A 24,342-nucleotide genomic window follows, 5' to 3' on the forward strand; every position below is an offset into this window, starting at 1 on the left:
CTAGACGGTGCGGGCTTTTCAGTATTCGTTTCAAAAAGTTCTTGATCTAAAGACAAACGAAAAAAAACAAGCGGAATGGATATTGTCAGAAGCGATGGGACGCTTGCAAGCGGAAGAGAAGCAATTGCAGCATTGCCTTCTGGAAATGGAGTCAGTCAGGAAGAAAATGCAGCAAAGCATCGACGCATGTGCGCCGGCTGCGGACATACAAGCATGGCAGCAGTACATATCTCACCTGGAAGGTCAAGTTCATCTTGCTCGCAAGCGGGTCTATTCGGCTGAAATACAAGTTCGTGACAAGCAAAGCAAGCTTGCCGAACGAATGACCGATGAAAAGGTATGGACAAAGGCTCGAGAAAAAGCGGAGACAAACTTTAAACGTCAAATGGCGTTATGGGAGCAAAACGAATTGGACGAACTCGCTACCGTCCGTTATCATATGGCCGCTCGCTAGAACAACGACGGAAGACGGTTCGACCCCGCCGCTTCAGCAGGAGGGATGACGGTGTCAGAGATGAAGACAGAAGAAAAGGAAAGCAATTATTCGGGTTTTGAACGGTTTTTGTTCTTTGCGACCCCCATTTTGTTTACGATTGTGCTCATAGCTGTGCTGCTTACATTGTTTAATGCGAATTGGCGCAATCATGTGCTGTCCTTAGCTGAGCAAATTCCAATTGTGAACGAATGGATCTCCTCTGATCAAGATAAGTCCGACGATAAGAAGGATGAAAAGAAGGATGAAAAGAAGGAGAAAAAAGAGAAGAAAGACGTGGAGAAGGAACAAGCCGAACAAATTACGGAATTAAAAGCGTTATTGGCCTCGAAGGACGCGGATTTACGCAACTTGGCAGACGAGCGCAAGTCGCTTGAAGGCAAAGTGGGCGATTTGTCCAAGCAACTGCAAGAGGTGAAGCAAAAACGCCAAGAAGAAACGGCTTCATCTGAAGAGTACGATCGGCAAATTAAAGACTTAGCGAATATGTATGCGAAAATGATGCCGAGCAAAGCCGCTCCGGTATTAGAAAATTTGTCGAAAGAAGAGCTCGTTCTCGTCCTTGACGCGATGAAGCAAGAAGACCGCGTGAAAGTGCTGGAGAAGATGAATCCGAAGGTGGCTGCTGAAGCTTCCATTATGCTAAAAGACGTAAAGCCAGCTGACGATTTGAAAATTAAGGCGCTGCAGTCAAGGCTGAAAAAGAATGAGACTGCGAAGCAAGCCAGCACAGGGCTGGATCGTACGCAACTTAGCCAAACGTTTGCTAATATGACGCCAAAGAGCGGTGCCAGCATTTTGTTGGAAACGGCTAAGATCAGCCCGGATAAAGCATTGGCGGTGTTGAACGCTGTAGACGATGCAGCGCGTTCCAGACTGCTTAATGCGATGACCGATGCAGACAAGGAAGCGACGGCCAAATTGGTGTCGAAGCTGCTGCCTAGCAATTAAAAAGCATTAACGGAAGGAGGTGAAATAAATATGTCAGGAGCAATATCCAACGTGTCAGCCAGCAATGCGGCTTCGTTCCTCGGTGGTGTACAAGCCAAAGGAACCGGAGCAGGTGAGGGGAACTTCTGGGTTTCCTTGTCGCAATGTATGAATGGCACCGGAGAGCAGGCTGCTTCCGCTAACAATCCCAACGGGTTGTTCGTCACGCAAGAAGGATTGGGCAATCTGCTTCAAGGGGAAACAGAACAATTAGCAGCTGCGTTGGACCAATTATTTGCCGAACCGTTGAAGTTGGCGGATGAGCAGCTGGAAGCAAACCCGGAGTTATTGGCTGCGCTGCAGCAATGGGTGCTTCAGGCACAGCAATGGCTATCCGCCCAACCATCTGCAGAAGCAAATGCAGCGGGTAATATTCAAGCGCTGACGGAGCAGCCTGAGACGATTACTCTTGCTGTCCGCGATGTTATGCAACAGTTGTCTGAGCTTATGGCCCAAGGAGAAGGTGAAGACGGACAATCCGTACAACACTTGCTGAATGGAACATTAACCGCAGCTATTGTGAGCAACGAGCATGCATCTGGTTTAACTCAACGGAAAGACCAGTCTGCATTGCAGCAAACGAATGACGAAGGCTTTGAACCGCTCGTGCAAGCTTCTATCACTAATAATGGACATGTTGGGCGTTCGGCCGAGGCAGTCAAGTGGATTCAGCAGCTGTCCAACGCATTGAATCAAGCTGTGGAGAGCAACACTACGACACCTGTGCAAGGCACGACCTTTGCAGCTCATCTCAATGGCGCACAGAATAACATGCTCGGAACTGTATTGAACGCTCCGGCTGTACAGAGCAATGCATTGGCGGCCGATTCAAGCGACAGCACGGCAGACGTGGAGCTCCAGGCTCATCCTAACCAGGTCACGACAGCGGGCCAGTTAGCGCTGCGCCAAGAAGGGATTAACACTGCAAAGCAAATCCCGGTCGTTCATGCAGATCGGTTCGCCGACGAAATGGCTGGCTTCGTGGTGAAGCAGCTTCGCTTCAGCAAGCTGGGTAATGTGTCCGAAGCGAAAATATCATTGTACCCAGAGCACTTAGGTCAGGTTGATGTCCGCCTAACGATGCAAAACGGTCAATTGACGGCACGCTTCATGACGGAACACGGTATGGCTAAGGATATGCTGGAGCAACAAATGTCGCTCTTGCGCGGCGCTCTTCAAACCCAAGGCATTCAAGTAGACAAGCTTGAAGTGTCGCAGCAGCCGGCTTCTGCTCTGTCATCCTCGATGTTCCAGGAACAGAGACAGCCGAATGCCAATCGTCAGCAAACCTCTGAGCGAAGCTCGAAGCAACGCAAAGCATCGGAAATCGATGAACTGAATGAAGCGCTTGAAGCTAAAGCTCAGCAAGATTTGCATGAGAACTCAACGTTTACTGCCAGCGTGTAAATGAACACATGCGCTGCCATTCAAGAAACGGGTAAGGAGGTGTAGGATGGCTTCTGACGTTACATTCAATAAAGTCACCTGGCCGAACTATAGTGTGGAGAACTCCAAACTAGTCAAAAAGAAGGACGGCAACAACACACTGGGAAAAGACGAGTTCCTGAAGATACTCATCGCACAGCTCCAAAACCAAGATCCGATGCAGCCGATGCAGGATCGGGACTTCATTGCGCAAATGGCGCAGTTCAGTTCGGTGGAGCAGCTGATGAACATTCAAAAGCAATTGGGCTCGATGCAGCAGGCGCTCGGGATGTCTTCCAGTTTGATAGGCAAAGAAATCACATGGATTGCATCGGAGAAAGAATCGATGACCGTCAAGATTGGAAACGACCAGAACAAGCCGAAGGAAAGCGTGAAGACGGGCATCGTCGAATCGATCATTGTCCGAGAAGGCATCCCTTATGCCAAGGTAGGAAAAGACGAGGTCGATTTGAACACCATTTCCGAAATTCGGACACCGGAAACAGAGGGCAACCCGGACGAAGGCAACAATGAAGTACCGCCTGCTCCGGAACAGCCAGAGCAGCCGCAGCAGCCGGAAGGAAACGCATGAACATCCACGGGGCAATGGGGCATATAGGCATTGCGGGACCCATCCAGGGAACGAGCGCCCAGCGGACACCGCAGCGGGAGCAGATTGGTAAGGACACTTCCTTCCAGCGAATGCTGCAGCATGAGCTGACACGTACAGAGGATGTGCAGTTCAGCCACCATGCGAAGGTAAGAATGCAGGAACGCGGCATGGTCATGTCTGCGGACATGATGAACAAGATGCAGCAAGCGGTCAAACAGGCGGAAGACAAAGGGTCGCGTCAGTCGCTTATCATCGTCGATAATCAAGCGTTTATCGTAAACGTCAAATCGCGCACCGTCATTACAGCCTTAGATCAAGCATCTCAGCAGAACCATGTGTTTACGCAAATCGACAGCGCCATTTTAATGAAATAAGCAAGCAGTGCATGAAACAAGGCCGGACCGAGCAGGAGGCCATGGGCTCATGGAACGACAGAAGTGAGCCAACAATTTGGGGGGGTATTAATAAATGATTCGATCCATGTATTCGGGTGTTTCAGGTATGCGCGGTTTTCAAACCAAACTTGACGTTATCGGGAACAACATCGCGAACGTGAACACGGTCGGCTTCAAACAAGGGCGCGTCATGTTCAAGGACATCATGAGCCAGACGATGAGCGGAACGACAGCGCCAAGTGACGAAGGCAGCGGCGGTATTAACGCGAAGCAAGTCGGCTTGGGTGTTGCGATATCGGCTATCGATAACGTGCATACCCAAGGCAGCGCCATGATGACGTACCGTCCGCTTGACTTGCGCATCGACGGCGACGGCTTCTTCGCCCTCTCGCTAGGTGAAGAAGCTCAGGAAGCGCCGTTCCTGACTCGCGCAGGCGACTTCCACCTTGATGCAGAACGCAACCTCGTTAATGTGGATGGTCTGAGAGTGCTTGATTCCGGCGGCGCTCCGATTCAACTGGAAGAAGATATCGTCGAGTTCTCGATCTCGCAGAACGGGGAGATTATGGCGAAGCGTGCCGACGGAACCACCGAAGGGACCGGCACCTCTATCGGGATCGTCAAAGTCGTGAACCCAGAAGGCTTGGAGAAGATCGGCGGCAATCTGTACCGCGCAACTCCGAACGCGATCGCGGATGGTGAAATCACGGTTGGTGCAGCAAACGATCCCGAAACGGGCAGCGGCGCAATCATTGCCGGGGCGCTGGAAATGTCCAACGTGGACTTGACGGCAGAATTTACGGAAATGATCGTAGCGCAGCGCGGTTTCCAAGCGAACTCACGTATTATTACGACGTCCGATGAAGTCCTCCAAGAGGTTGTTAACTTAAAACGATAAACTTATAGACTAATCGCACCCATCTCCTGATGCCGCACGGCATCGGGAGATACGGACGGTTCATTAAGGGAGGAATAGGATGATATCCGTTACACGGCTGAATGGGTCGCCCATTTGGGTGAACGCACTGCTCATTGAATCTGTCGAAGAAACACCGGATACGTACATTTCGTTAACGACAGGGAAGAGAATCATTGTGCTGGAAAAAGGCCCTGAAGTCATTAGCCTTATTGAACAATACATACGTTCCGTCGGAATTATTGCCGGGACGAAGAAGACTGATTTATCGGAGGGACAACCATGAAACGAATGTTGCCGTGGATGATTACATTGCTGCTCGCACTGACGCTTATCGCTCTTGTCGTCATTATGATTACTAATTCGGGCGGCAAGCCGCAAGCGGGACAAGCACAGCAGGGGAATGTTCATATCGCAAGATTATCGGCCGATGAGATTGTGGAGATGACATCGATCATGAGTGACATCAAAACAAACCTGGCTGACCGCGACTATGTCGCATTGACTGGCTTTGCGTTCCAGTTGGACAACAAAAAGACAAAAGAGCAATTCGACAAGATTAAAGATTTGCGCATCAAACCGTTAATTTTGAGAACTTTGGCTGATATGAAACCGGAAGAGTTACAAGGAATGAAGGGTCAAGATCAGTTGTGTGCGAAGTTGCTCGACCTTATTAACAAACAATTGCCTGAAGGCAAAGTAATTCAAGTCGATTTAACTGATTTCATCATGACTCGCATTTAAAGGCATTTGAGCATGACACACATGTTGCAGCTGAATCCTGTAAGGGGGTGAAACGATTGGTAGACGTGCTATCGCAGAACGAGATTGACGCCCTGCTTGCGGCGCTGTCCTCTGGTGAAATGGATGCGGAGGAACTGAAAAAAGAGGAAACCCAGCGTAAAATCCGTTCGTACGATTTCAAGCGTGCCGTTCGTTTTTCAAAGGACCACATTCGCAGTTTGACACGCATCCATGAGAATTTTGCCAGATACTTAACGACTTATTTTTCCGCACAATTACGTACATTTGTGCAAATCAACGTCGTTCAAGTCGAACAACTGCCGTATGATGAATTTATCCGGTCTATTCCAAAAATGACGATTTTGAACATTTTTGAGGCAGAGCCGTTCAAAGGCCGGATGGTATTGGAAGTGAATCCGAACGTCGCATATGCGATGCTGGATCGCATGCTGGGCGGTGCTGGCACGGCACCCTCCAAGATTAATGCTTTAACCGAAATTGAGACGACGGTGATGGAACGCATTTTTAGCCGGGCGTTCGATAGCTTGCAGGAAGCTTGGAAGAATGTGCTAGATATTCAACCAAGACTCGAAGCGCTTGAGACCAATCCTCAATTTATGCAAATCGTATCACCGAACGAGACGATCGCACTTATCTCTCTAAGCACTAAAATCGGAGATACGACGGGGATGATTAACTTATGTATTCCGCACGTCGTGATTGAGCCAATTATGCCGAAGCTTTCGGTGCATCATTGGTTCGTATCAGAGAAAAAAACGCGGGAACCGATTGAAGTCGAAAAATTACGCCAACGGGTGACAAAAGCAAAACTGCCTATCTCCGTTGAACTGGGCACATCTCAAATTACGGTGCAGGAAATGATGCAGTTATCCATCGGAGATGTCATCGCATTGAACAAACCGGTTGACAACGGCTTGATGATTCGAGTGGGTGACCGCGTGAAATATATAGGTTCTCCTGGCGTGATAAAAGATCGTGTAGCTGTACAAATCGAGCAAGTCGTGGATGAGGGAGTGGAAGAGCATGACGAGTAAGGATTACTTGTCGCAGGAAGAAATCGACGCATTGTTAAAAATATCGAGTGATGGACCGTCTGCTGAGGAAGCTGAGACTCCTTCCATAGAAAAATATTTAAATCCGATCGAGACCGATGCGCTTGGTGAAATTGGAAATATTACGTTCGGCAGTGCGGCAACGGCGCTATCTACGCTATTAGGCAAAAAGGTAGAAATCACGACGCCGCGGATTACGCTTTTGAAGCGTGAAAACTTGGAAAATGAGTTTCCAAAGCCGCACGTGGCGGTGCACGTTCGATATGTAGAGGGATTTGAAGGCGTCAATTCTTTAGTCATCAAAACCTCGGATGCCCAAGTGATCGCCGATTTGATGCTTGGCGGTGATGGGACGAATCATAGCGCAGAATTGAATGAAATTCATATTAGCGCTGTTCAGGAAGCGATGAATCAAATGATGGGATCGTCGGCCACTTCGATGTCGACTATCTTTAATCGAATGGTTAACATTTCGCCGCCTGGTATTGGTATTTTGAATATGTCGAACGGACAGGGTGTTGAAACGCTGCCCGATGACAATGTTCTCGTCAAAATATCGTTCCGCTTGACGATCAGCGACTTGATTGATTCAACCATTATGCAAATATTAACGGTTCCATTTGCTCAGAACATGGTTCGCATGTTGATGGGGGATACGACAGAAGCAGCTGCAGAAGCAGCCGCATCTGCTGTGCAAGTCGAACCAGACATTCCGATGGCTCCTCCAGCTCAGCCTGCTAGTCATGCAGCTCCAGAAGCGGCTGAACCGCAGCAAATGGCAGGATATGACCATCCAATGATGGGAGGAGGGCATGTCATGCAGCAGCCTTATGGATCGGCTCCGATGCCTTCGGGAAATATGGAGGCACATGGTGGCAATGCGTCGGCTTTTGGCTCGACACACCATCGCAATTTGAATGTGCAGCCAGTTCAATTTGCAAATTTCCAACCGGCACAGTATGTACAAAATGATGAATCTAATCTAAATTTATTGTTGGACATCCCGCTCAAAGTCACAGTAGAATTAGGTAGGACGCACAAACAGATCAAAGACATTTTGGAGCTCTCGCAAGGTTCCATTATCGAGTTGGACAAGCTGGCAGGTGAACCAGTCGACATTCTCGTGAACAACAAACTGATTGCAAAAGGGGAAGTTGTCGTCATAGATGAGAATTTCGGCGTGCGTGTCACAGATATCATCAATCAGTGGGATCGTATTCAGAAACTACAATAAGATTTAGGGAGGATTCTCAACGATGGCAAAGCGTATTTTGATCGTAGACGATGCAGCATTCATGCGAATGATGATTCGAGACATTTTAACAAAGAATGGTTTCGATGTCGTAGGAGAAGCATCGGATGGTGCACAAGCGATCGAAAAGTACAAAGAACATAAACCAGACCTCATTACAATGGACATTACGATGCCGGAAATGGACGGAATTACGGCATTGAAAGAAATCCGTAAAATAGATCCTAGTGCGAAAGTTATTATGTGCTCCGCGATGGGCCAGCAGGCGATGGTTATCGATGCGATTCAAGCGGGTGCGAAGGACTTTATCGTCAAACCGTTCCAGGCTGATCGTGTAATTGAAGCCATTAACAAGACGTTAGGATAATCTTATGGAAGACAACGGTCAAATGATGCAAACATCCGGTGTCGGGGACTACATATCCAGCTTATTGACCGTGTTGTTGTCGCTTGCTGTAATCATTGTACTTATCGTGCTCTTGATTAAGCTGTTAAGTCGTAAGAACCGTATATGGCAAATGAATCAAAGTATCCGTACTTTGGGCGGCACCGGGCTCGGACCGAATAAGTCTTTACAAATCGTAGAAGTTGGCGATGTCGTCTATGTGCTGGGGATCGGGGAAGATATTACGCTTATCGATAAAGTAAGTGACCCTGAACAAGCGGAGCGTCTTATCGCGTTTCTCGAGGGCGCACAGTCATCCAGACAAGCGGCATGGCCAACCTCTTGGTCAGAGCTGATGAACCGTATGCGAGCAGGGCGTAAAGCCTCAAGCAACAACACTAAGCAAGAGGATGCGGAACCGTCTTCCGTATCGTTTCACGAAATGTTTCATGCCAAGCTTGATCAATTGCCGAAGCGCAGTGATCAAGTAGAACAATTGCTGAAAGATGATACCAATGAAGATCGGTAGATGGATTCATGAATAAAAAATTGCTACTATCTGTAACTGTCACGCTGCTGTTATCCAGCTTTGCGGCTCATTGGGCGGTAGCATCTCCTGTCATTCCGGACATCGACATTAAAGTCGGCGGCGGTGGCGGGCAGCCGGGGACGGCATCATTGTCTATCCTGCTCATGATTACCGTGCTGAGCTTGGCTCCGGCCATACTTATCCTGATGACATCGTTCACGCGTATCGTGGTTGTGCTCGGATTCGTCCGGACCTCTCTTGGTACGCAGCAGATGCCGCCCAATCAAGTATTGATTGGTCTAGCGCTCTTTCTTACATTGTTTGTGATGTCCCCAACGATTGGAACTGTGAATGAAGTCGCCTTACAGCCTTATCTAAAAGGCGAGATGAATCAGACCCAAGCGTTGGAAAAAGCGGTTGTCCCTATAAAAAAGTTCATGTTCTCGCATACGCGCGAGAAAGATTTGCTTTTATTTATGAAATACACCAAAACTGAAAAACCGAAAACCTATGAGGAAATTCCTTTAACTGTGCTCGTGCCCGCGTATGCAATCAGTGAATTGAAGACGGCGTTTCAAATGGGCTTTATGATTTTCATTCCTTTTCTAGTGATTGATATGATCGTCGCCAGTACGTTGATGGCGATGGGGATGATGATGCTGCCGCCGGTCATGATATCGCTGCCGTTTAAAATATTGCTGTTTGTACTCGTGGATGGTTGGTATCTCGTTGTGAAATCACTCCTCGCGAGCTTTAACACGTGAGACTTCAATTGACGCACGGGAGGGAATGGAATGAGTGCTGAGTTTATTATCGGCTTGGCAGGGCAGGCAGTGTTTACTGTACTGAAAGTGAGTGCTCCAATGCTGGCCATTGCTTTGGTTGTAGGTCTTCTCATCAGTGTATTTCAAGCAACGACCCAAATTCAAGAGCAGACGTTGGCTTTTGTGCCTAAGATAATTGCGGTCATGGTAGCCATATTGGTGTTCGGACCGTGGATATTGACTACGGTCGTTGATTTTGCGCATAACATCTTAAATAATTTGCATCTTTATATCGGTTAGGCTGTGAGGTCATGGAAACGCTCGTACAAGCTTTCCCTGTTTTTTTGCTCACGTTGTGTCGAATCTCGGCATTCTTTGTCGCCGTTCCTGTCTTTTCTTCGCGAGGCGTGCCGTTTCGCTTCAAGATCGGGCTCGCGTTTTTTATCAGCGTGATTGCATATTTGTTGTTCGGGCTTGGAAAAACGGTTCCGGCTGATGGCACGTATATCGTTATTATCGTGCGTGAGGTATTAATTGGCCTGCTCATCGGTTTCTTGGCGCAATTGTTTTTTACGGCAGTGCAAACGGCGGGGTCGTTCGTCGACATTCAGATTGGCTTCGGTATCGCGAATGTCATTGACCCATTAACCGGGACCAGCGCACCTGTCATGGGTAACTTCAAGTACATATTTGTCGTGCTATTGTTTCTTGGAATGAACGGCCACCATTACTTTATCGACGGAATCATGAAAAGTTTTGAGTGGTTGCCGCTGGATGACAATTCGTTCTTCCAGCAGATTGCCAACGGAAATATTACAGAATTTCTGGTTCAGTCGTTTACGCAAGCGTTCATTATCGCCTTTCAAATTTCTGCGCCGCTTATCGTCGCGTTGTTTCTTACCGATGTGGCGCTTGGATTTTTGGCGCGGACTGCACCGCAATTTAACATTTTTGTAGTCGGGATTCCGATTAAAATCATCGTAGGTCTTGTCATGCTGTTTCTCGTCGTGCCTGGCCTCGTTTATGTATTGCAGCAACTGTTCGCTTCTATGTTTGAGGCGATGGAGCAACTGCTGCGCATGATGCAGGGGGCGAGCTGATGCCAACACCAGGTTCAGAAGAATGGATTGTGCCGTGCGCTACTACTCGTACGCTGCGGCACAAACTTTCACTGCAGATGTTCTCGCAGGAGAAGACGGAAAAAGCAACGCCAAAGAAAAAGCAGGAAGCTCGAAAAAAAGGTCAAGTCGCCAAAAGCACGGATCTTTCCAGCTCGTTCATTTTGCTGGTCAGCTTCTTCTCCTTCTTGATGCTTGGCGGGTTTTATAAAGAACGAATTATCGATTTGTTCGCTGATTCCTTTCGGCACCGGCTTTCCATGGATGTGACCATTTACAACGTTACGGACTATTTCGGAAGCCTTTTTGTAAAGGCGTTAATCATCTTGGCGCCCGTATTTATCGTTTCTGTTGTCATTGCACTCATTGTGAATTATATGCAGGTTGGATTTTTGTTTACGGGCGAACCGCTCAAGATGCAGTTTTCCAAGATTGATCCAATAAAGGGATTTAAAAAAATATTTTCTATTCGCTCGGTTGTAGAATTTTTAAAATCAATTTTAAAGATGACGATCATCGGAACTGTTGTGTATTTGTCGATATGGGGAGAACGGGAGCGCATCATTATGATGTCTCATGTGCCGTTAAGTGAAATATTAGGCTATACCGCACATTTGACCGTTATGCTAGGGATTAAGATTGGCGCGGCTCTCTGTATTCTGGCCGTATTTGATTACATGTATCAGCGTTTCGAATTCGCGAAGAGTTTGCGTATGTCCAAGCAAGACATTAAAGATGAGTACAAAAAGTCAGAGGGTGACCCCCTCATCAAAGGTAAGATTCGAGAGCGGCAGCGTCGGATGGCCTTGATGCGTATGATGCAAGAGGTTCCAAAAGCCGATGTCGTCATTACGAACCCGACACACTTTGCTGTCGCACTTCGCTATGACGGCAATGATATGGAGGCTCCGCAAGTGGTAGCCAAGGGGCAGGATTACGTCGCGCTTCGAATCAAACAAATCGCCAAGGAACATGGCGTACTGACCATGGAAAACAAGCCGCTCGCCCGGGCCTTATTTCAACGGACAGAGATTGGCGATGCAGTTCCAGCCGATTTGTTCCAAGCCGTGGCAGAAGTGCTGGCTTACGTATACAAATTGAAGGGCAAAGTCAATTGAGCGAACAGGATGGAGGGTGCACTCCGTGAAAACGAGAGATTTAGTCGTCTTAGTCGGTATCATCGGTATCGTGCTCATGATGGTCTTGCCTATACCGACTTGGTTGTTAGACATCTTGCTCGTAATCAACATCTCCATAGCATTAATGATTCTTCTTATTGCCATGAATACGAGAGAGATACTGCAGTTCTCGATTTTTCCAGCTTTGCTGTTGATTACGACATTATTCCGACTCGCCCTCAACATTTCCACAACGAAGCTCATACTCGCGCACGGTGAAGCCGGCGATGTAGTAGCAACGTTTGGACAATGGGTGGCGCAAGGAAATATAGCTGTCGGATTGGTTGTATTCCTGATTCTTGTCGTCGTGCAGTTCATCGTCATTACTAAAGGGGCGGAGCGTGTAGCTGAAGTGGCAGCTCGCTTTACGCTCGACGCGATGCCAGGTAAGCAGATGGCGATTGATGCCGATTTGAATGCAGGCTTGATCAATGAGCATCAGGCGCGTGAACGCCGCGAGAAAATTGAAAAACAAGCGGACTTTTATGGCGCAATGGACGGTGCCAGTAAGTTCGTCAAAGGGGACGCCATTGCCAGTATTGTCATCCTCCTGATTAACTTAATCGGCGGATTTATCATTGGGATGGCCATGCATGGCAAGAGCTTCGGGGATGCGGCTTCTACATACTCGATTCTGTCCATTGGGGACGGGCTCGTCAGTCAGATTCCGGCATTGCTTATTTCGACGGCTTCAGGTCTCATCGTAACCCGGGCCGCTTCCAATGGTAACTTGGCGGAGGAATTAAGCACGCAAATGCTTGCCTATCCGAAGCTGTTGTATATTGTCGCTGGAACGATAAGCATGCTCGGCTTGCTCACGCCGATTGGTCCAGGCCCGACGATTCCATTTGCGGTCATTCTCGCTGTTGCCGGTTATCGAATGCAGAAAAATATGGACGTTCGCCAAATGGAAGAGGAACAGCTCGAGGAAGAACAGCAAATCGAGGAAGTGCGCAGTCCGGAGAGTGTCATTAATTTGCTGCAGGTGGATCCGATCGAGTTCGAATTCGGTTACGGGCTCATTCCGCTGGCAGATGCCCAGCAAGGGGGAGACCTGCTAGACCGCATCATTATGATACGCCGGCAATGCGCATTGGAGCTTGGGCTGGTCGTTCCGGTCATTCGCATTCGAGATAACATCCAATTGAAGCCGAACGAATATGTCATCAAGATCAAAGGAAATGCCGTTGCTCACGGAGAGCTCTTATTGAATCATTATTTAGCTATGAATCCAGGGTATGAGGATGATTCGGTATCAGGTATCGAAACGATGGAACCTGCATTCGGCCTGCCAGCCCTCTGGGTGGATGAGACGATGAAGGAGCGTGCGGAACTTGCTGGCTATACGGTAGTAGATCCACCATCCGTCGTCGCTACCCATCTGACAGAGATTATTAAGAAGCACGCGCACGAGTTAGTTGGGCGTCAGGAGACCAAATCTCTTATCGAGACGGTCAAAGAGCAGTATCCGGCACTTGTTGAGGAGCTTATCCCGAACGTTCTGACTATCGGTGACGTGCAGAAAGTGTTGGCGAAGCTGCTGCGGGAGAAAATTTCGATTCGCGATTTGGTGACCATCTTCGAAACACTGGCTGATTACGGCACGTATACGAAGGATCCGGATGTGCTTACGGAATACGTTCGTCAGGCGCTGGCGCGTCAGATTACGCAGCAGTATGCCGTACCGGGTGAAACGCTGCGTGTCATTACGGTAGGGCCTTCACTTGAAAAGAAAATAGCCGAAAGCGTGCAGCAGAACGAGCACGGATCGTATCTCGTCATGGATCCAAGCATGACTCAGCAAGTGTATCAACGGGTCAGCGAGCAAGTACAGCGGTTGCTGCAATCGGGGCACTCCCCAGTCGTACTTGCATCACCTACGATACGCATGTATTTGCGCCAGTTAATGGAACGAGCTATGCAGGATATCCCGGTGTTGTCTTACAATGAGCTCGAACCGAATGTTGAAATTCAAAGCGTCGGAGTGGTGAATGTATGAGAGTAAAAAAATACATCGTTGACACCATGCCCGAGGCAATGAGCCAAATTCGCCATGAATTAGGGCAGGATGCGGTCATTGTCAGCACGAAGGAAGTACGAGCGGGCGGATTTCTCGGTATGTTCCGCAAGCGTTGCATCGAAGTCGTTGCCGCTGTGGACGAACAGGAGAAAACGGAACGGACGCGTTCAAGCGCGTCTTCGCTTCAGGAGACAGCAGGCGCAAAGTCATACGTATCGTCCTCCATGGCGCGCTCGGCGTACAGCGGTAAGAGAGAAGCTCTTACCGCTGTACGGCCTGCCGGACCTCGACACGATTCGGCACAAACCATGAACCGCGCGCCCACAGAACATTCGTCAGCTGCACCAAGTCCTGTCGGCGTATTACCGTATTCCAGGGAGGAAGAAGAGAGACAGCGGGATCTGAACGCATTCCAAGATGCGGTAATGCAGGCTCGTCTGCAGGAAGCCGCCTCTGCGAGCTTGCCTGCAGATGACGGCTGGCAAAACGAATTTAATGAAATGAAGCTCATGATGCGTAAAGTGATGCAGCGTGTCAATCACGACAATTGGCCAGACAGTATGCATGAAATGAAGCAGAGCTTGCTAGATCAGGGCGTAGCGAACGAGCTAGCTTACCGAATCGTGCAGGAAGCATGGGAGAAATGCCAAATCAACCGGATTGAGCAGCCCGAAATATCGGTGATAAGGTCCTATGTCCGCGACATTGTAAAAGAACAGCTGCAGTCTCATGAAGTGAACGGCTTAACATCCGCGACGCGAATCGTATACATGGTCGGACCTACGGGTGTCGGTAAGACGACGACCATTGCAAAGCTTGCTGCAGATCAGATGTTCCATCATCAGCGGCGGGTTGGCCTTATCACATCGGATACTTATCGGATCGCGGCCGTTGAACAGCTTAGAACGTATGCTTCCATATTGAATGTGCCGATCGAAGTCGCCACCTCGCCGAGCGATACGGGGCGGGCACTGCAAGCGCTCCAAGGCTGTGACCTCATCCTAATGGACACTGCGGGGCGCAATTTCCGTAACGACATGTTCGTTAACGAGTTGAACACGATGCTCAAGCCGCTGCCTGACAGCGAGACCTTTTTAGTGCTCAGCTTGACGTCGAAGACGGAAGACATGATGTCCATTCTGGAACGTTTCTCAAGACAGCGTGTCGACCGAATCATTTTTACGAAAGCCGACGAGACGGACACCTACGGTTCAATGCTTAACTTGGCGGATCGAACATCGATTCCGTTCAGTTATATCACTACAGGTCAAAACGTGCCTGATGATATCAAATCGTTTCATGTGGACGAGGTCGTGCGTTGGATCGTAGGAGATTAACTTATGATGAACGACCAGGCGCAAGCATTACGAAGATTAGTGAAATCAAAGCGGTCGGACGCGAATGATGCGCCGCCGCACGAGCATCCGAAGTCAGGTGGAGCACGGGTAGTTACGGTAACCAGCGGAAAGGGCGGTGTAGGGAAATCCAATTTTACATTGAATTTTGCCCTATCGCTGCAGGAAGCGGGTTACCGCACTCTCGTCTTTGATGCTGATATCGGTATGGCGAACATTGATGTCCTTCTGGGGAGCCCGGCATCGTCGAATCTGGTTCACGTTGTGCAGCAGCGCAAGACGCTGCAGGATATTATCCAGATCGGGCCCTTGGGCATGCATTACATTCCAGGCGGTTCAGGATTTCAAGATTTGCTGGAACTGCCTTCCGAGCAAATCGACAAGCTGCTCACCGAGATGGAGAGTTGGTCCGAGCGTTATGACATCATCTTGTTTGATACGGGGGCCGGTCTAAGCAAAGAAACGATTCGCTTTATTCTGGCGGCGGATGAAACGTTTGTCGTAACGACCCCTGAGCCGACGGCAATCGCGGATGCTTACGCATTGATCAAAATCGTGAACGGCATGGGTCACGGGACAGACTTTAGGCTGGTCGTCAATCGGGCGGCCGATTGGAAGGAAGGCAGTCAGACCGCTGAACGTCTATCGTCTGTCGCCCGGAGGTTCTTGCATCAATCGATACCGACTTTGGGTGTTCTGTATGACGATCCTCATGTCATGCAAGCCGTGAAGAAGCAAACGCCATTCTGCTTGCTGTATCCGCAGAGCAAGGCGTCCCTGCAAATCCGCGAGCTTGCGAAGTCCTATATCAATGGATCGGACCCGGCGGAACCGAACGGCGGAGTAAAGCAATTTATTCGAAATTGGCTGCGGCGCTGGTCATCATAGACAGATGTCCACACCATAATGGAGCGTGATGAGAATTGGCAACGAAGAAGAAAGTGCTCGTCGTGGACGACTCGGCCTTCATGCGAACTATTATTTCGGATTTAATTGTGCGGGATCCTTCTTTCGAGATTGCGGGTACAGCCCGTCATGGATTGGAAGCGGTAGATAAGGTGAAGGAATTAAAGCCTGATGCGGTAACTCTTGATGTGGAGATGCCCGTCCAAAATGGACTTGAGGCACTGCGCCGTATTATGGCTGAAGCACCAACACCGGTAATCATGTTATCGAGCTTGACCGAAGAAGGTCGTTCGGAGACGCTATCCGCTCTGGAATACGGCGCATATGATTTCGTATGCAAGCCGAGTCCAGCGGGAGGTACCGGGGACATTCATAAAGTAGGCGAAATGCTAATCGAGAAGCTGCATACGGCTATCGCTTCCGAGGAGCGAAGACGGCAGCTTGAGGAGCTTCGACAGCAGAGACTTGCGAGGGAAGCGTCTCTCACCTCCAAAGCTATGGAGCCTTCCCGACCCATTCCACGAGAGAAGAAGCCGTTGTCTCTGCCGGATAGGAGCCATCAAGCAGCTAACAACCGCGATGAAATAACGTCGAGCAGGTTGGCGAAGAAGGCAGTTCCTCAACGCCTGCACGGATATCGTAAGGGGGCAGATCAAGAGCTGGATGTGAACCATCGCTCTATGAAGCCTGTAGCGGATCCCGTTCCGGAAGCGAAACCGCTATCCCGATCCAACGTGGAGAAGCCAGGAGTCAGAGGGATGAAAGGGCGTACCACTTCCTTCGAACATATCATTGCGATCGGAACGTCAACCGGCGGACCGCGCGCGTTAAAGCAGTTATTGACTGATTTGCCGAAGGGATTGCCTGCTCCGGTTCTCATCGTTCAGCATATGCCGCCGAACTTTACGAAGTCGCTAGCCGAGCGATTAAATACATACAGCGAGCTAGAGGTAAGAGAAGCTCAAGATGGGGAAGTCTTGCAAGCGGGCGTGGCGTATATCGCTCCTGGCGGTTTGCACATGACTGCCACCAAGAAAACCGATGGCAACTATGCCATTTCATTAAATAAATCAGAACCGCGATCTGGACATCGTCCTTCCGTTGACATGTTATTCGAATCGCTGTTGCCGTTCCATCAGCTTGAGCGCCATATCGTGCTCTTGACTGGGATGGGGAGTGACGGCGCTAGGATGATGCGCCAATTGGCCGATGAAGGCGTAACTTCCACCTTCGTGGAGAGTGAAGAAAGCTGTGTCGTATTCGGCATGCCGCGTGCAGCCATTGAGCTCGGGTGTGTGTCGCATATCGTTCCATTGAGAGACATGGCAGGCGCTATCATGAACGCGGTGAAATGAAGACGCAAAGTAGTGCAAATCGTTAAAGGGGGTGTTCGAACATGGATTTAAACCAGTATTTATCCATGTTTATTGACGAAGCGAACGACCATTTGCAAGCGTTGAACGAGCACATGCTAGAGTTAGAGAGTCAGCCGGACGATGTCAGCATTGTTCAAGTCATCTTCCGTTCCGCTCACACATTAAAGGGTATGTCGGCGACCATGGGCTTTGAAGACTTGGCATCCTTAACCCATCAGATGGAAAATGTGCTTGATATGGTGCGCAATCATCAGCTATCGATGGATGACTTCATCTTCGATACGCTCTTCCGCAGCTTGGATGCGCTGGAAGCAATGGTCGGAGATATTACGAACGGCGGCGAAGGAAAGGCGGATGTGACTGAGATTGTCGCTTCGCTGCAATCCATCGTATCGGGTGATTACAAGAAAGAAAAGAGTGCTGACGAGTCTGCTTCCGAGCAAGAAACGTCAGCCCAAAGCGAGTCCTTAGACGAGTTCCAGCGCAGCATTCTGGAACAATCGCTTGAAGCAGGGATGCACGTCTACCATATTCGAGTCGAGCTGAGAGAAGACTGCGTGCTGAAAGCAGCGCGGGCGTACATGGTATTTCAAGTGCTGAGTCAGTACGGGGAAGTGGTGAAATCCGCACCGCCAGCTCAGGATATCGAGCAGGATAAGTTCGACAGCGGCTTCTCTATATTTTTCGTCAGTCAAACCGAGCTGGAGCAGCTTAAGCACGAAGTTGGACAAGTGTCCGAGCTTGAGTCTGTAGAAATCAAAGATATGACGCTGGAAGATGTGCGTCAATGGAATCAGCGTGCAGATGAAGTCCATACTTCAGCCAAAGAGACGGCGGCGACTGCAGTGAAGCCTGCTGTAGAGCAAGACAAGCCGAAGTCTGCTCCGACGGCATCACCAGCTAGCACGACGCAGGCTGCGGCCAAGAAAAGCTCGGCGTCACCTGCACCGAACAAAGCGGTTCAGAATCGCACGATTCGAGTAGACATCGAGCGATTGGATGTACTGATGAATTTATTAAGCGAGATGCTGATCGATCGCGTACGCTTGGAGCAATTGGCAGGCGAGTTGAAACAGCACGATTTGACAGAAACCGTCGAACATTTAGTGCGTGTCAGTTCAGACTTGCAAAATATCGTCTTGAAGATGCGGATGGTTCCGGTAGATGTTGTATTCAGCCGCTTCCCGCGTATGGTTCGCGACTTGGCGAAATCACTCGATAAAAAAGTCGATTTTATTATTACGGGTGCCGATACCGAGATGGATCGGACCGTTATCGATGAGATTGGCGATCCGCTTGTGCATTTGCTTCGGAATGCAGTCGACCATGGTGTCGAGTCCATCGAGGAGCGCATTGCGAAGGGGAAATCAGAGACAGGCACGGTGCAATTGCGTGCGTACCAAAGCGGAAATCATGTCTTCATCGAAATTGAGGAAGATGGTCACGGCATTGACCGTGACAAAATTTTGAGCAAGGCAATGAAGAACGGTATTGTCAGTCCTGACAAAGCGGCTTCTCTAAGCGATGAACAAGTGTATCAGCTTTTGTTCGCTTCTGGATTCAGTACGGCGGACAAAGTATCCGACGTCTCCGGACGCGGAGTGGGTCTAGACGTGGTGAAATCCAAAATTGCGTCACTCGGCGGACATGTCATTGTCGAATCGAAGTTGGGACAAGGCACGACATTTATCGTTCAGCTTCCGCTCACGCTTTCTATCTTGTCGGCGATGCTGTTCACGCTGGGCACTGAGAAGTACGCGATTCCGTTAACCTCGATTGTAGAGACCGGATTGGTACAGAAAGACGATATTCGCCGACTTCATGGCGGCATTCGCATGATTGATTACCGCGATAGCGTCATTCCGCTCTTATCGCTTAGTGCGCTGTTCGATTGTGCCAGCTATTCCGATATGGATGAAGATGAAATCGAGATTATTATCATTCGCAAAGGGGAGCGCCTTGCAGCGCTTGCCGTCGATGACTTCGTCGGTCAAAACGAAATTGTGTTGAAGCCGCTTGGCAACTACTTAAAGAACACCCCGGGCATTTCGGGCGCGACGATTCTGGGAGATGGACAAGTCGCATTAATCATCGATCCGAACGCGTTGCTTAAATAAGAAGGCCCACTCGTTGCATATCAAGCTTGAGGAGGATATGACATGGCAGAGGAAATTAAAGTCGTTGTCTTTACGTTAGGACAGGAAGAGTATGGTATTGAAGTAGAAAAGGTGAAGACGATCGAGCGCATGATGCCGATTACCCGCGTGCCGAAGACGTTTGATTTCATTAAAGGCGTTATCAATCTCCGGGGCGTAGTCGTGCCTGTCATTGAACTGCGCGGCAGATTCGGGATGGCTGAAGAAGAGCATACGGATCAGACGCGAGTCATTATCGTCGCGCATGATGAAATGGAAGTCGGCTTCATCGTTGATAGTGCGAGTGACGTCATAGACATCACTTCAGATGATATCGAGCCCGCTCCTGAAGTCGTCGGAGGCATTCAAGCGAAATATTTGCGCGGCGTCGCCAAATTTGGAGATAATCGCTTGTTGATTATGCTGAACTTGGCCGAAGTATTAAACAAAAGCGAAATAATTAAGTTAGAACAACTCGAGGCATAAAGCTGTGCATTTGTACGAACGTCTCGGAGAATACAAGATGGATGTGTTAAAGGAAGTGGGCAATATTGGTGCCGGCAACGCCGCAACGGCACTCTCCCACCTCCTTAACCGTCCTATCGACATGGCGGTTCCTAAAGTAAGGTTGGTCCCGTTTGAGTGCATCGCCGATGAAGTCGGGGGTGCAGAACAGGTTGTGATAGCCATCTACTTTCGTGTGGAGGGTGAAGCATCGAGTCATCTCTTTTTTATGTTTGAACTGGAACCGGCAAAGAAGTTGTTGTCGAATTTGGAGTTCTTCCCTGCAGGAGAAGAACAAGCGTTCTCAGAAATGGAAATATCCGCGCTTTCCGAGATTGGCAACATTTTAGCCGGGTCGTATTTGTCTTCCCTGGCAGATTTCACCCGTCTGTCGATGTCGCCGACCGTGCCACAACTGGCGATTGACATGGCAGGGGCCGTGCTGAACTACGGTATTTTGCAATATGGGGAGATGGGAGACAGTGCACTATTAATCGATACAAAGTTTTTGGAAGGCTGCGATGAAGTGCAAGGAACCTTTTTCTTAATACCTGACCCGGACTCTTTTTCAAAAATATTTGCTGCATTGGGAGTGCCATTCGAATGATTGAAGAGTCCACGGTTGTTAAAGTCGGCATGGCCGACTTGAATGTGTGCCTTACAGGCTCCATACGCACGACCGGTTTAGGCTCTTGTGTCGGATTGACTTTGTATGACCCCGTTGCCCATATTGCCGGCATGGCGCATGTCATGCTGCCATCTTCGGACATTGCACGCGAAGGCGTGCGCAACATTGCGAAATATGCCGACACTGCTGTTCCTGAACTGATTCGACGTATGACGCTAGAAGGAGCCAAATTAACACGATTACAAGCCAAAATGGCGGGCGGTGCGCAAATGTTTGCGTTCGCTTCTAACAATGACATGATGCGCATCGGACCGCGTAATGTGGAATCTTGCAAGCAAATGCTGCAAAAACACGGTATACCTCTTTTGGCAGAGGATACGGGCGGAAATTACGGACGTACAATTGAACTGCGCTGCGGAGATGGAATGTTGAACATTCGCAGTGTACAGTTAGGTGTAAAGGAAATATAAGCCATGATAGGAACAATACGCTGGAATATTATTTTTGGAGCTGTCGGATTTGTCGTTACATTTCTTGCTTCTTCGAGCAACAATGTATGGACGACTAGCCTCATAAGAGGAATCATTGCCCTTTGTATCTGGTTTGCGCTTGGATTTGCGCTCAGATTTATCGCCGGTCTATTGCAGCAGCCACAGCAAGATAAAGGCTCCGACCACGAGATGGCGGACAAAGGACAGACGGTGGATATGACAACACCAGATGAAAGTGATATGCTGCATGATTTGTTAAGGACGAAGCCGAGCGAAGAGAAGCATGCCGATCGGGAAGACGATAACGGAAACGCCTTTCAGCCGTTAAACCCGCCCAAGCTCGTGACCAATCCGCAGATGGACGCGGAACAATTGGCGCAAGCTGTTCGTCACCTGACACAAAAGTAAGGAGGCTGACTGTCGGTGAGCGTACAGAAATTAAACCCATGCTCGCATGTTGAGCTATGGGAACGTTGGAAAGAACATGGAGACCTTGACGCGAGGAAACAATTAATCGAAATTCATTTGCCCATCGTTGACTTTGTCTCGAATCGGCTTGCCGCCGGTTTGCCCCGCAACGTTAGTAAAGATGATCTCGCCAGTCATGGGGCGATGGGCCTGATCGATGCTATCGAGAAATTCGATCATCGCAGAGGATTGCAGTTCGAAACGTATGCTTCTTGGCGCGTCCGCGGAGCCATCCTAGATGGGCTCCGTCAAGGAGACTGGGTTCCACGCTCGGTACGTGAGAAGGCGAAGAAGATCGAAGAAGCGTATCAACATTTGGAACAGCGTTATTTGCGTACTGCAACCGATGAGGAGATGAGTACGTATTTAAACATAGGCGAGAAAGAATTTCAAAGCATGGTTCAGGATGTATCCATCATGTCCGTATGCTCTTTGGAGGACCCGATACGGGAAGATGAGTCGGAGACGCGTATTTCATTGTTAATCGATGAAAAGGCCAAAAATCCGGAAAGCAAAGTAAACGAGCATTACTTAAAAGAATCCTTGGTGCATGGAATTGATAAGCTGACAGAGAAAGAGCGCACTGTTATCTCACTGTTCTATTACGAAGATTTGTCATTAAGTGAAATTGCTGAAGTCATGTCCTTATCTCCATCCCGCATTTCCCAGCTGCATTCTAAGGCGATTATACGCTTGCGAACTACATTAGAGAAACATAAGAGTATGCTGCTGGAAGCGTAATCAAGCACTGGCTGGCAAGGTTTTAAATCGAGTAGGTGGAAAGGGGGATTTTTCATGAGTATGACGTTGGCCTTGGAACAATATTTGGAAGTGACGATTTCTGAGGACAAGCTTCATGCCTATGTGCAGTTTGTTAAGTTCGATGCAGCATTTCAATGTACGGCAGATAAGTTGGAAACTTTGCTCCACAGCAATGGCGTTCGATTCGGAATTCAGGCGAGAGTGCTTCAAGAAATTGCTTCTAATCCCAAAGCCTTTGCACGCGGTGCAACGATGATTGCTCATGGAAAAGCGCCCATAGCGGGTGAGGACGGACGAATTAATGTTTTGTTGCCAAAGAGAGAGCGGGAGACAAAACCAGCTGAGCTTGAGGATGGTACGGTTAATTTTAAAGAGGTCAAACAGTTAGATAATGTGAAAAAGGGCCAAATCATTGCGGAGCGAATTCCGAGCAAAGAAGGAATACCCGGCATGGCGGTTACAGGCGAGACGATTCCGGCGAATAAAGTACGCGAGGCCCGATTTAAAGTGGGAAAAAACGTCGTCGTTGATCCGGAAGAGCGGGCGATGTATGCAGCCATTGACGGGCTGGTCTCCAAAATGGATAAGGATCGCATTCATGTGTTCCCGGTATATGAAGTGAACGGGGATGTCGATTATCGGACCGGAAATATTAATTTCATTGGCACGATTGTCATTCGCGGCAATGTGTTGACTGGATTCCGTGTTCAAGCTGCCGGTGATATCCGCGTATACGGAGGCGTTGAAGGCGCGGAGATGGAAGCTGCCGGCTGCGTTGAAATTAGCGGGGGGATCATTGCTGGCAACAAAGGGTATGTCAAAGCGGGACAACATGTAAAGTGTTCTTTTATACAAGAAGCGAATGTAAGCGCGGCAACGGACGTCATCGTGACGCAAAGCATCATGCATGCCAATATTCGCGCAAGTAGACAGGTGATTTGTAAAGGAACGAAAGGACTCATTGTCGGAGGAATCATACAGGCTGGCGATCGTGTCATCGCTCGTACGATTGGTAATACAATGTCAACGGGGACAACGATTGAGGTTGGCGTACTGCCGGATTTACGAAACGAATTAACAGAACTGCGTTTAAAGCTGCGCAGCAGCATCGATAGCTTAGAGAAGACAGAGAAGGCCTTGCGCATCTTAGATCAGATGGCTGCAGCAGGTCAGTTAACCGGAGAAAAGCTAGGAATGCGTATTAAGCTGAACTCGACGAAGAAGAAAGTAACGCAAGAGCAAACAGAAATTAGGGAACGCATGCTGGAAATTGAGAAGACGTTGGAAGAAACCGCATTGGCTTCGGTCGATGTGATAAATGTGATATATGGTGGCGCAAAGATCGTGATCGGCCGCAATACGCGCTTTATTAAGGATGCAGTACAGCGAATCTCTCTCCGAATGTCAGAAGGGGAGATCGTGATGTCGCCTTATTATTAATTTGACATGATTCAATCGAATCAGATGAGGTGATAAGATGAATGTTAAGCCGGTGGAAATGCAGATCGCAATTCCGCGCACTCAGGATGCTTCGGCAATTCATCAACAGCTGCAGCAGCGCCCGATTACAGAACAATCGCTGTTGAATGATCAAGCGGAGAAGATGATTAGGAAATCAAGTCAACGCAACGAAGAAGTGCAATCATCACAGGAAAGCCGCATTCGTGATCAGGAGAAAGAGGACAGACCGGATTCGGAACGGGAAACTGCCGAAGAACAGCTCGAGGCAGCGGAAAATAGCGAAACGCTTATAGTTTCCAAGCCTGCGGAACATCCCTATAAAGGTAAGCATATTGATTTCATGTGTTAGAGGTTGATAGTT

General features: G+C 49.0%; 28 protein-coding genes. All 28 read left to right on the forward strand.

Features of this window, described 5'->3' with window-relative positions; all coding sequences use genetic code 11:
• The first annotated feature begins 7 nt into the window (after positions 1-7).
• The 28 genes from fliJ (at position 8) to LQV63_RS01950 (ending at position 24,330) form a co-directional block, all read left to right on the forward strand.
• A complete protein-coding gene (fliJ, locus tag LQV63_RS01815) occupies positions 8-454 on the forward strand; it encodes a flagellar export protein FliJ (protein WP_019424986.1) in 447 nt (148 codons plus the stop codon).
• 45 nt (positions 455-499) lie between these two features.
• A complete protein-coding gene (locus LQV63_RS01820; RefSeq protein ID WP_026011417.1) occupies positions 500-1,444 on the forward strand; it encodes a MotE family protein in 945 nt (314 codons plus the stop codon).
• Between the two features lie 30 nt (positions 1,445-1,474).
• On the forward strand, positions 1,475-2,890 hold the full coding sequence (locus LQV63_RS01825) for a flagellar hook-length control protein FliK (RefSeq protein WP_233695442.1): 1,416 nt from the start codon (positions 1,475-1,477) through the stop codon (positions 2,888-2,890).
• A gap of 46 nt (positions 2,891-2,936) precedes the next feature.
• Entirely contained in the window at positions 2,937-3,500 is a 564-nt protein-coding gene (locus LQV63_RS01830) for a flagellar hook capping FlgD N-terminal domain-containing protein (protein WP_233695443.1), read from the forward strand.
• Complete coding sequence (locus tag LQV63_RS01835) at positions 3,497-3,895, forward strand: TIGR02530 family flagellar biosynthesis protein (RefSeq protein ID WP_019424990.1); 399 nt, start codon at positions 3,497-3,499, stop codon at positions 3,893-3,895. The genes LQV63_RS01830 and LQV63_RS01835 overlap by 4 nt, the downstream gene beginning before the upstream one ends.
• A 94-nt stretch (positions 3,896-3,989) precedes the next feature.
• Positions 3,990-4,814, forward strand: coding sequence for a flagellar basal body rod protein FlgG (gene flgG, locus LQV63_RS01840; protein WP_233695444.1), 825 nt, complete (start codon positions 3,990-3,992; stop codon positions 4,812-4,814).
• A 79-nt stretch (positions 4,815-4,893) separates the two neighbouring features.
• On the forward strand, positions 4,894-5,118 hold the full coding sequence (locus LQV63_RS01845; protein WP_019424992.1) for a flagellar FlbD family protein: 225 nt from the start codon (positions 4,894-4,896) through the stop codon (positions 5,116-5,118).
• Positions 5,115-5,576: a flagellar basal body-associated FliL family protein gene (locus LQV63_RS01850; protein ID WP_233695445.1), complete on the forward strand. Its 462-nt coding sequence runs from the start codon at positions 5,115-5,117 to the stop codon at positions 5,574-5,576. Before LQV63_RS01845 ends, LQV63_RS01850 begins: the two co-directional genes overlap by 4 nt.
• Positions 5,577-5,632: 56 nt before the next feature.
• The gene (fliM, locus tag LQV63_RS01855; RefSeq protein WP_019424994.1) at positions 5,633-6,631 is read left to right on the forward strand and encodes a flagellar motor switch protein FliM; all 999 of its coding nucleotides are present in this window, start codon (positions 5,633-5,635) and stop codon (positions 6,629-6,631) included.
• Positions 6,621-7,883, forward strand: coding sequence for a flagellar motor switch phosphatase FliY (fliY, locus tag LQV63_RS01860; RefSeq protein ID WP_233695446.1), 1,263 nt, complete (start codon positions 6,621-6,623; stop codon positions 7,881-7,883). Before fliM ends, fliY begins: the two co-directional genes overlap by 11 nt.
• Before the next feature lie 22 nt (positions 7,884-7,905).
• Complete coding sequence (locus tag LQV63_RS01865) at positions 7,906-8,268, forward strand: response regulator (RefSeq protein WP_019424996.1); 363 nt, start codon at positions 7,906-7,908, stop codon at positions 8,266-8,268.
• Between the two features lie 4 nt (positions 8,269-8,272).
• Positions 8,273-8,815, forward strand: coding sequence for a flagellar biosynthetic protein FliO (locus tag LQV63_RS01870; protein WP_019424997.1), 543 nt, complete (start codon positions 8,273-8,275; stop codon positions 8,813-8,815).
• Positions 8,816-8,823: 8 nt separating this feature from the next.
• Positions 8,824-9,579: a flagellar type III secretion system pore protein FliP gene (gene fliP / locus LQV63_RS01875; RefSeq protein ID WP_019424998.1), complete on the forward strand. Its 756-nt coding sequence runs from the start codon at positions 8,824-8,826 to the stop codon at positions 9,577-9,579.
• Positions 9,580-9,609: 30 nt separating this feature from the next.
• Positions 9,610-9,879: a flagellar biosynthesis protein FliQ gene (gene fliQ / locus LQV63_RS01880; RefSeq protein ID WP_019424999.1), complete on the forward strand. Its 270-nt coding sequence runs from the start codon at positions 9,610-9,612 to the stop codon at positions 9,877-9,879.
• Between the two features lie 11 nt (positions 9,880-9,890).
• Complete coding sequence (gene fliR, locus LQV63_RS01885; RefSeq protein WP_019425000.1) at positions 9,891-10,679, forward strand: flagellar biosynthetic protein FliR; 789 nt, start codon at positions 9,891-9,893, stop codon at positions 10,677-10,679.
• Positions 10,679-11,815: a flagellar biosynthesis protein FlhB gene (flhB, locus tag LQV63_RS01890; protein WP_019425001.1), complete on the forward strand. Its 1,137-nt coding sequence runs from the start codon at positions 10,679-10,681 to the stop codon at positions 11,813-11,815. The genes fliR and flhB overlap by 1 nt, the downstream gene beginning before the upstream one ends.
• Positions 11,816-11,840: 25 nt before the next feature.
• A complete protein-coding gene (flhA, locus tag LQV63_RS01895; RefSeq protein WP_233695447.1) occupies positions 11,841-13,874 on the forward strand; it encodes a flagellar biosynthesis protein FlhA in 2,034 nt (677 codons plus the stop codon).
• The gene (gene flhF, locus LQV63_RS01900; RefSeq protein ID WP_019425003.1) at positions 13,871-15,232 is read left to right on the forward strand and encodes a flagellar biosynthesis protein FlhF; all 1,362 of its coding nucleotides are present in this window, start codon (positions 13,871-13,873) and stop codon (positions 15,230-15,232) included. Before flhA ends, flhF begins: the two co-directional genes overlap by 4 nt.
• Before the next feature lie 3 nt (positions 15,233-15,235).
• Complete coding sequence (locus tag LQV63_RS01905) at positions 15,236-16,138, forward strand: MinD/ParA family protein (RefSeq protein ID WP_233695448.1); 903 nt, start codon at positions 15,236-15,238, stop codon at positions 16,136-16,138.
• A gap of 35 nt (positions 16,139-16,173) precedes the next feature.
• On the forward strand, positions 16,174-17,511 hold the full coding sequence (locus tag LQV63_RS01910) for a protein-glutamate methylesterase/protein-glutamine glutaminase (RefSeq protein ID WP_233695449.1): 1,338 nt from the start codon (positions 16,174-16,176) through the stop codon (positions 17,509-17,511).
• Between the two features lie 41 nt (positions 17,512-17,552).
• On the forward strand, positions 17,553-19,649 hold the full coding sequence (locus LQV63_RS01915) for a chemotaxis protein CheA (RefSeq protein ID WP_233695450.1): 2,097 nt from the start codon (positions 17,553-17,555) through the stop codon (positions 19,647-19,649).
• Positions 19,650-19,691: 42 nt separating this feature from the next.
• Positions 19,692-20,153, forward strand: a complete 462-nt coding sequence (locus LQV63_RS01920) for a chemotaxis protein CheW (RefSeq protein WP_019425007.1) — start codon at positions 19,692-19,694, stop codon at positions 20,151-20,153.
• Positions 20,154-20,190: 37 nt separating this feature from the next.
• Entirely contained in the window at positions 20,191-20,778 is a 588-nt protein-coding gene (locus tag LQV63_RS01925) for a chemotaxis protein CheC (protein ID WP_019425008.1), read from the forward strand.
• A complete protein-coding gene (locus tag LQV63_RS01930; RefSeq protein ID WP_019425009.1) occupies positions 20,775-21,269 on the forward strand; it encodes a chemotaxis protein CheD in 495 nt (164 codons plus the stop codon). The genes LQV63_RS01925 and LQV63_RS01930 overlap by 4 nt, the downstream gene beginning before the upstream one ends.
• 3 nt (positions 21,270-21,272) lie before the next feature.
• Entirely contained in the window at positions 21,273-21,698 is a 426-nt protein-coding gene (locus LQV63_RS01935; RefSeq protein WP_019425010.1) for a hypothetical protein, read from the forward strand.
• A 15-nt stretch (positions 21,699-21,713) separates the two neighbouring features.
• On the forward strand, positions 21,714-22,499 hold the full coding sequence (locus tag LQV63_RS01940) for a FliA/WhiG family RNA polymerase sigma factor (protein ID WP_019425011.1): 786 nt from the start codon (positions 21,714-21,716) through the stop codon (positions 22,497-22,499).
• A 54-nt stretch (positions 22,500-22,553) separates the two neighbouring features.
• The gene (locus LQV63_RS01945; RefSeq protein WP_019425012.1) at positions 22,554-23,960 is read left to right on the forward strand and encodes a DUF342 domain-containing protein; all 1,407 of its coding nucleotides are present in this window, start codon (positions 22,554-22,556) and stop codon (positions 23,958-23,960) included.
• A 37-nt stretch (positions 23,961-23,997) separates the two neighbouring features.
• The gene (locus LQV63_RS01950; RefSeq protein WP_019425013.1) at positions 23,998-24,330 is read left to right on the forward strand and encodes a hypothetical protein; all 333 of its coding nucleotides are present in this window, start codon (positions 23,998-24,000) and stop codon (positions 24,328-24,330) included.
• Positions 24,331-24,342: the final 12 nt, after the last annotated feature.

Source organism: Paenibacillus profundus (assembly GCF_021369635.1).
In the GTDB taxonomy this organism is placed as follows: domain Bacteria; phylum Bacillota; class Bacilli; order Paenibacillales; family Paenibacillaceae; genus Paenibacillus_B; species Paenibacillus_B profundus.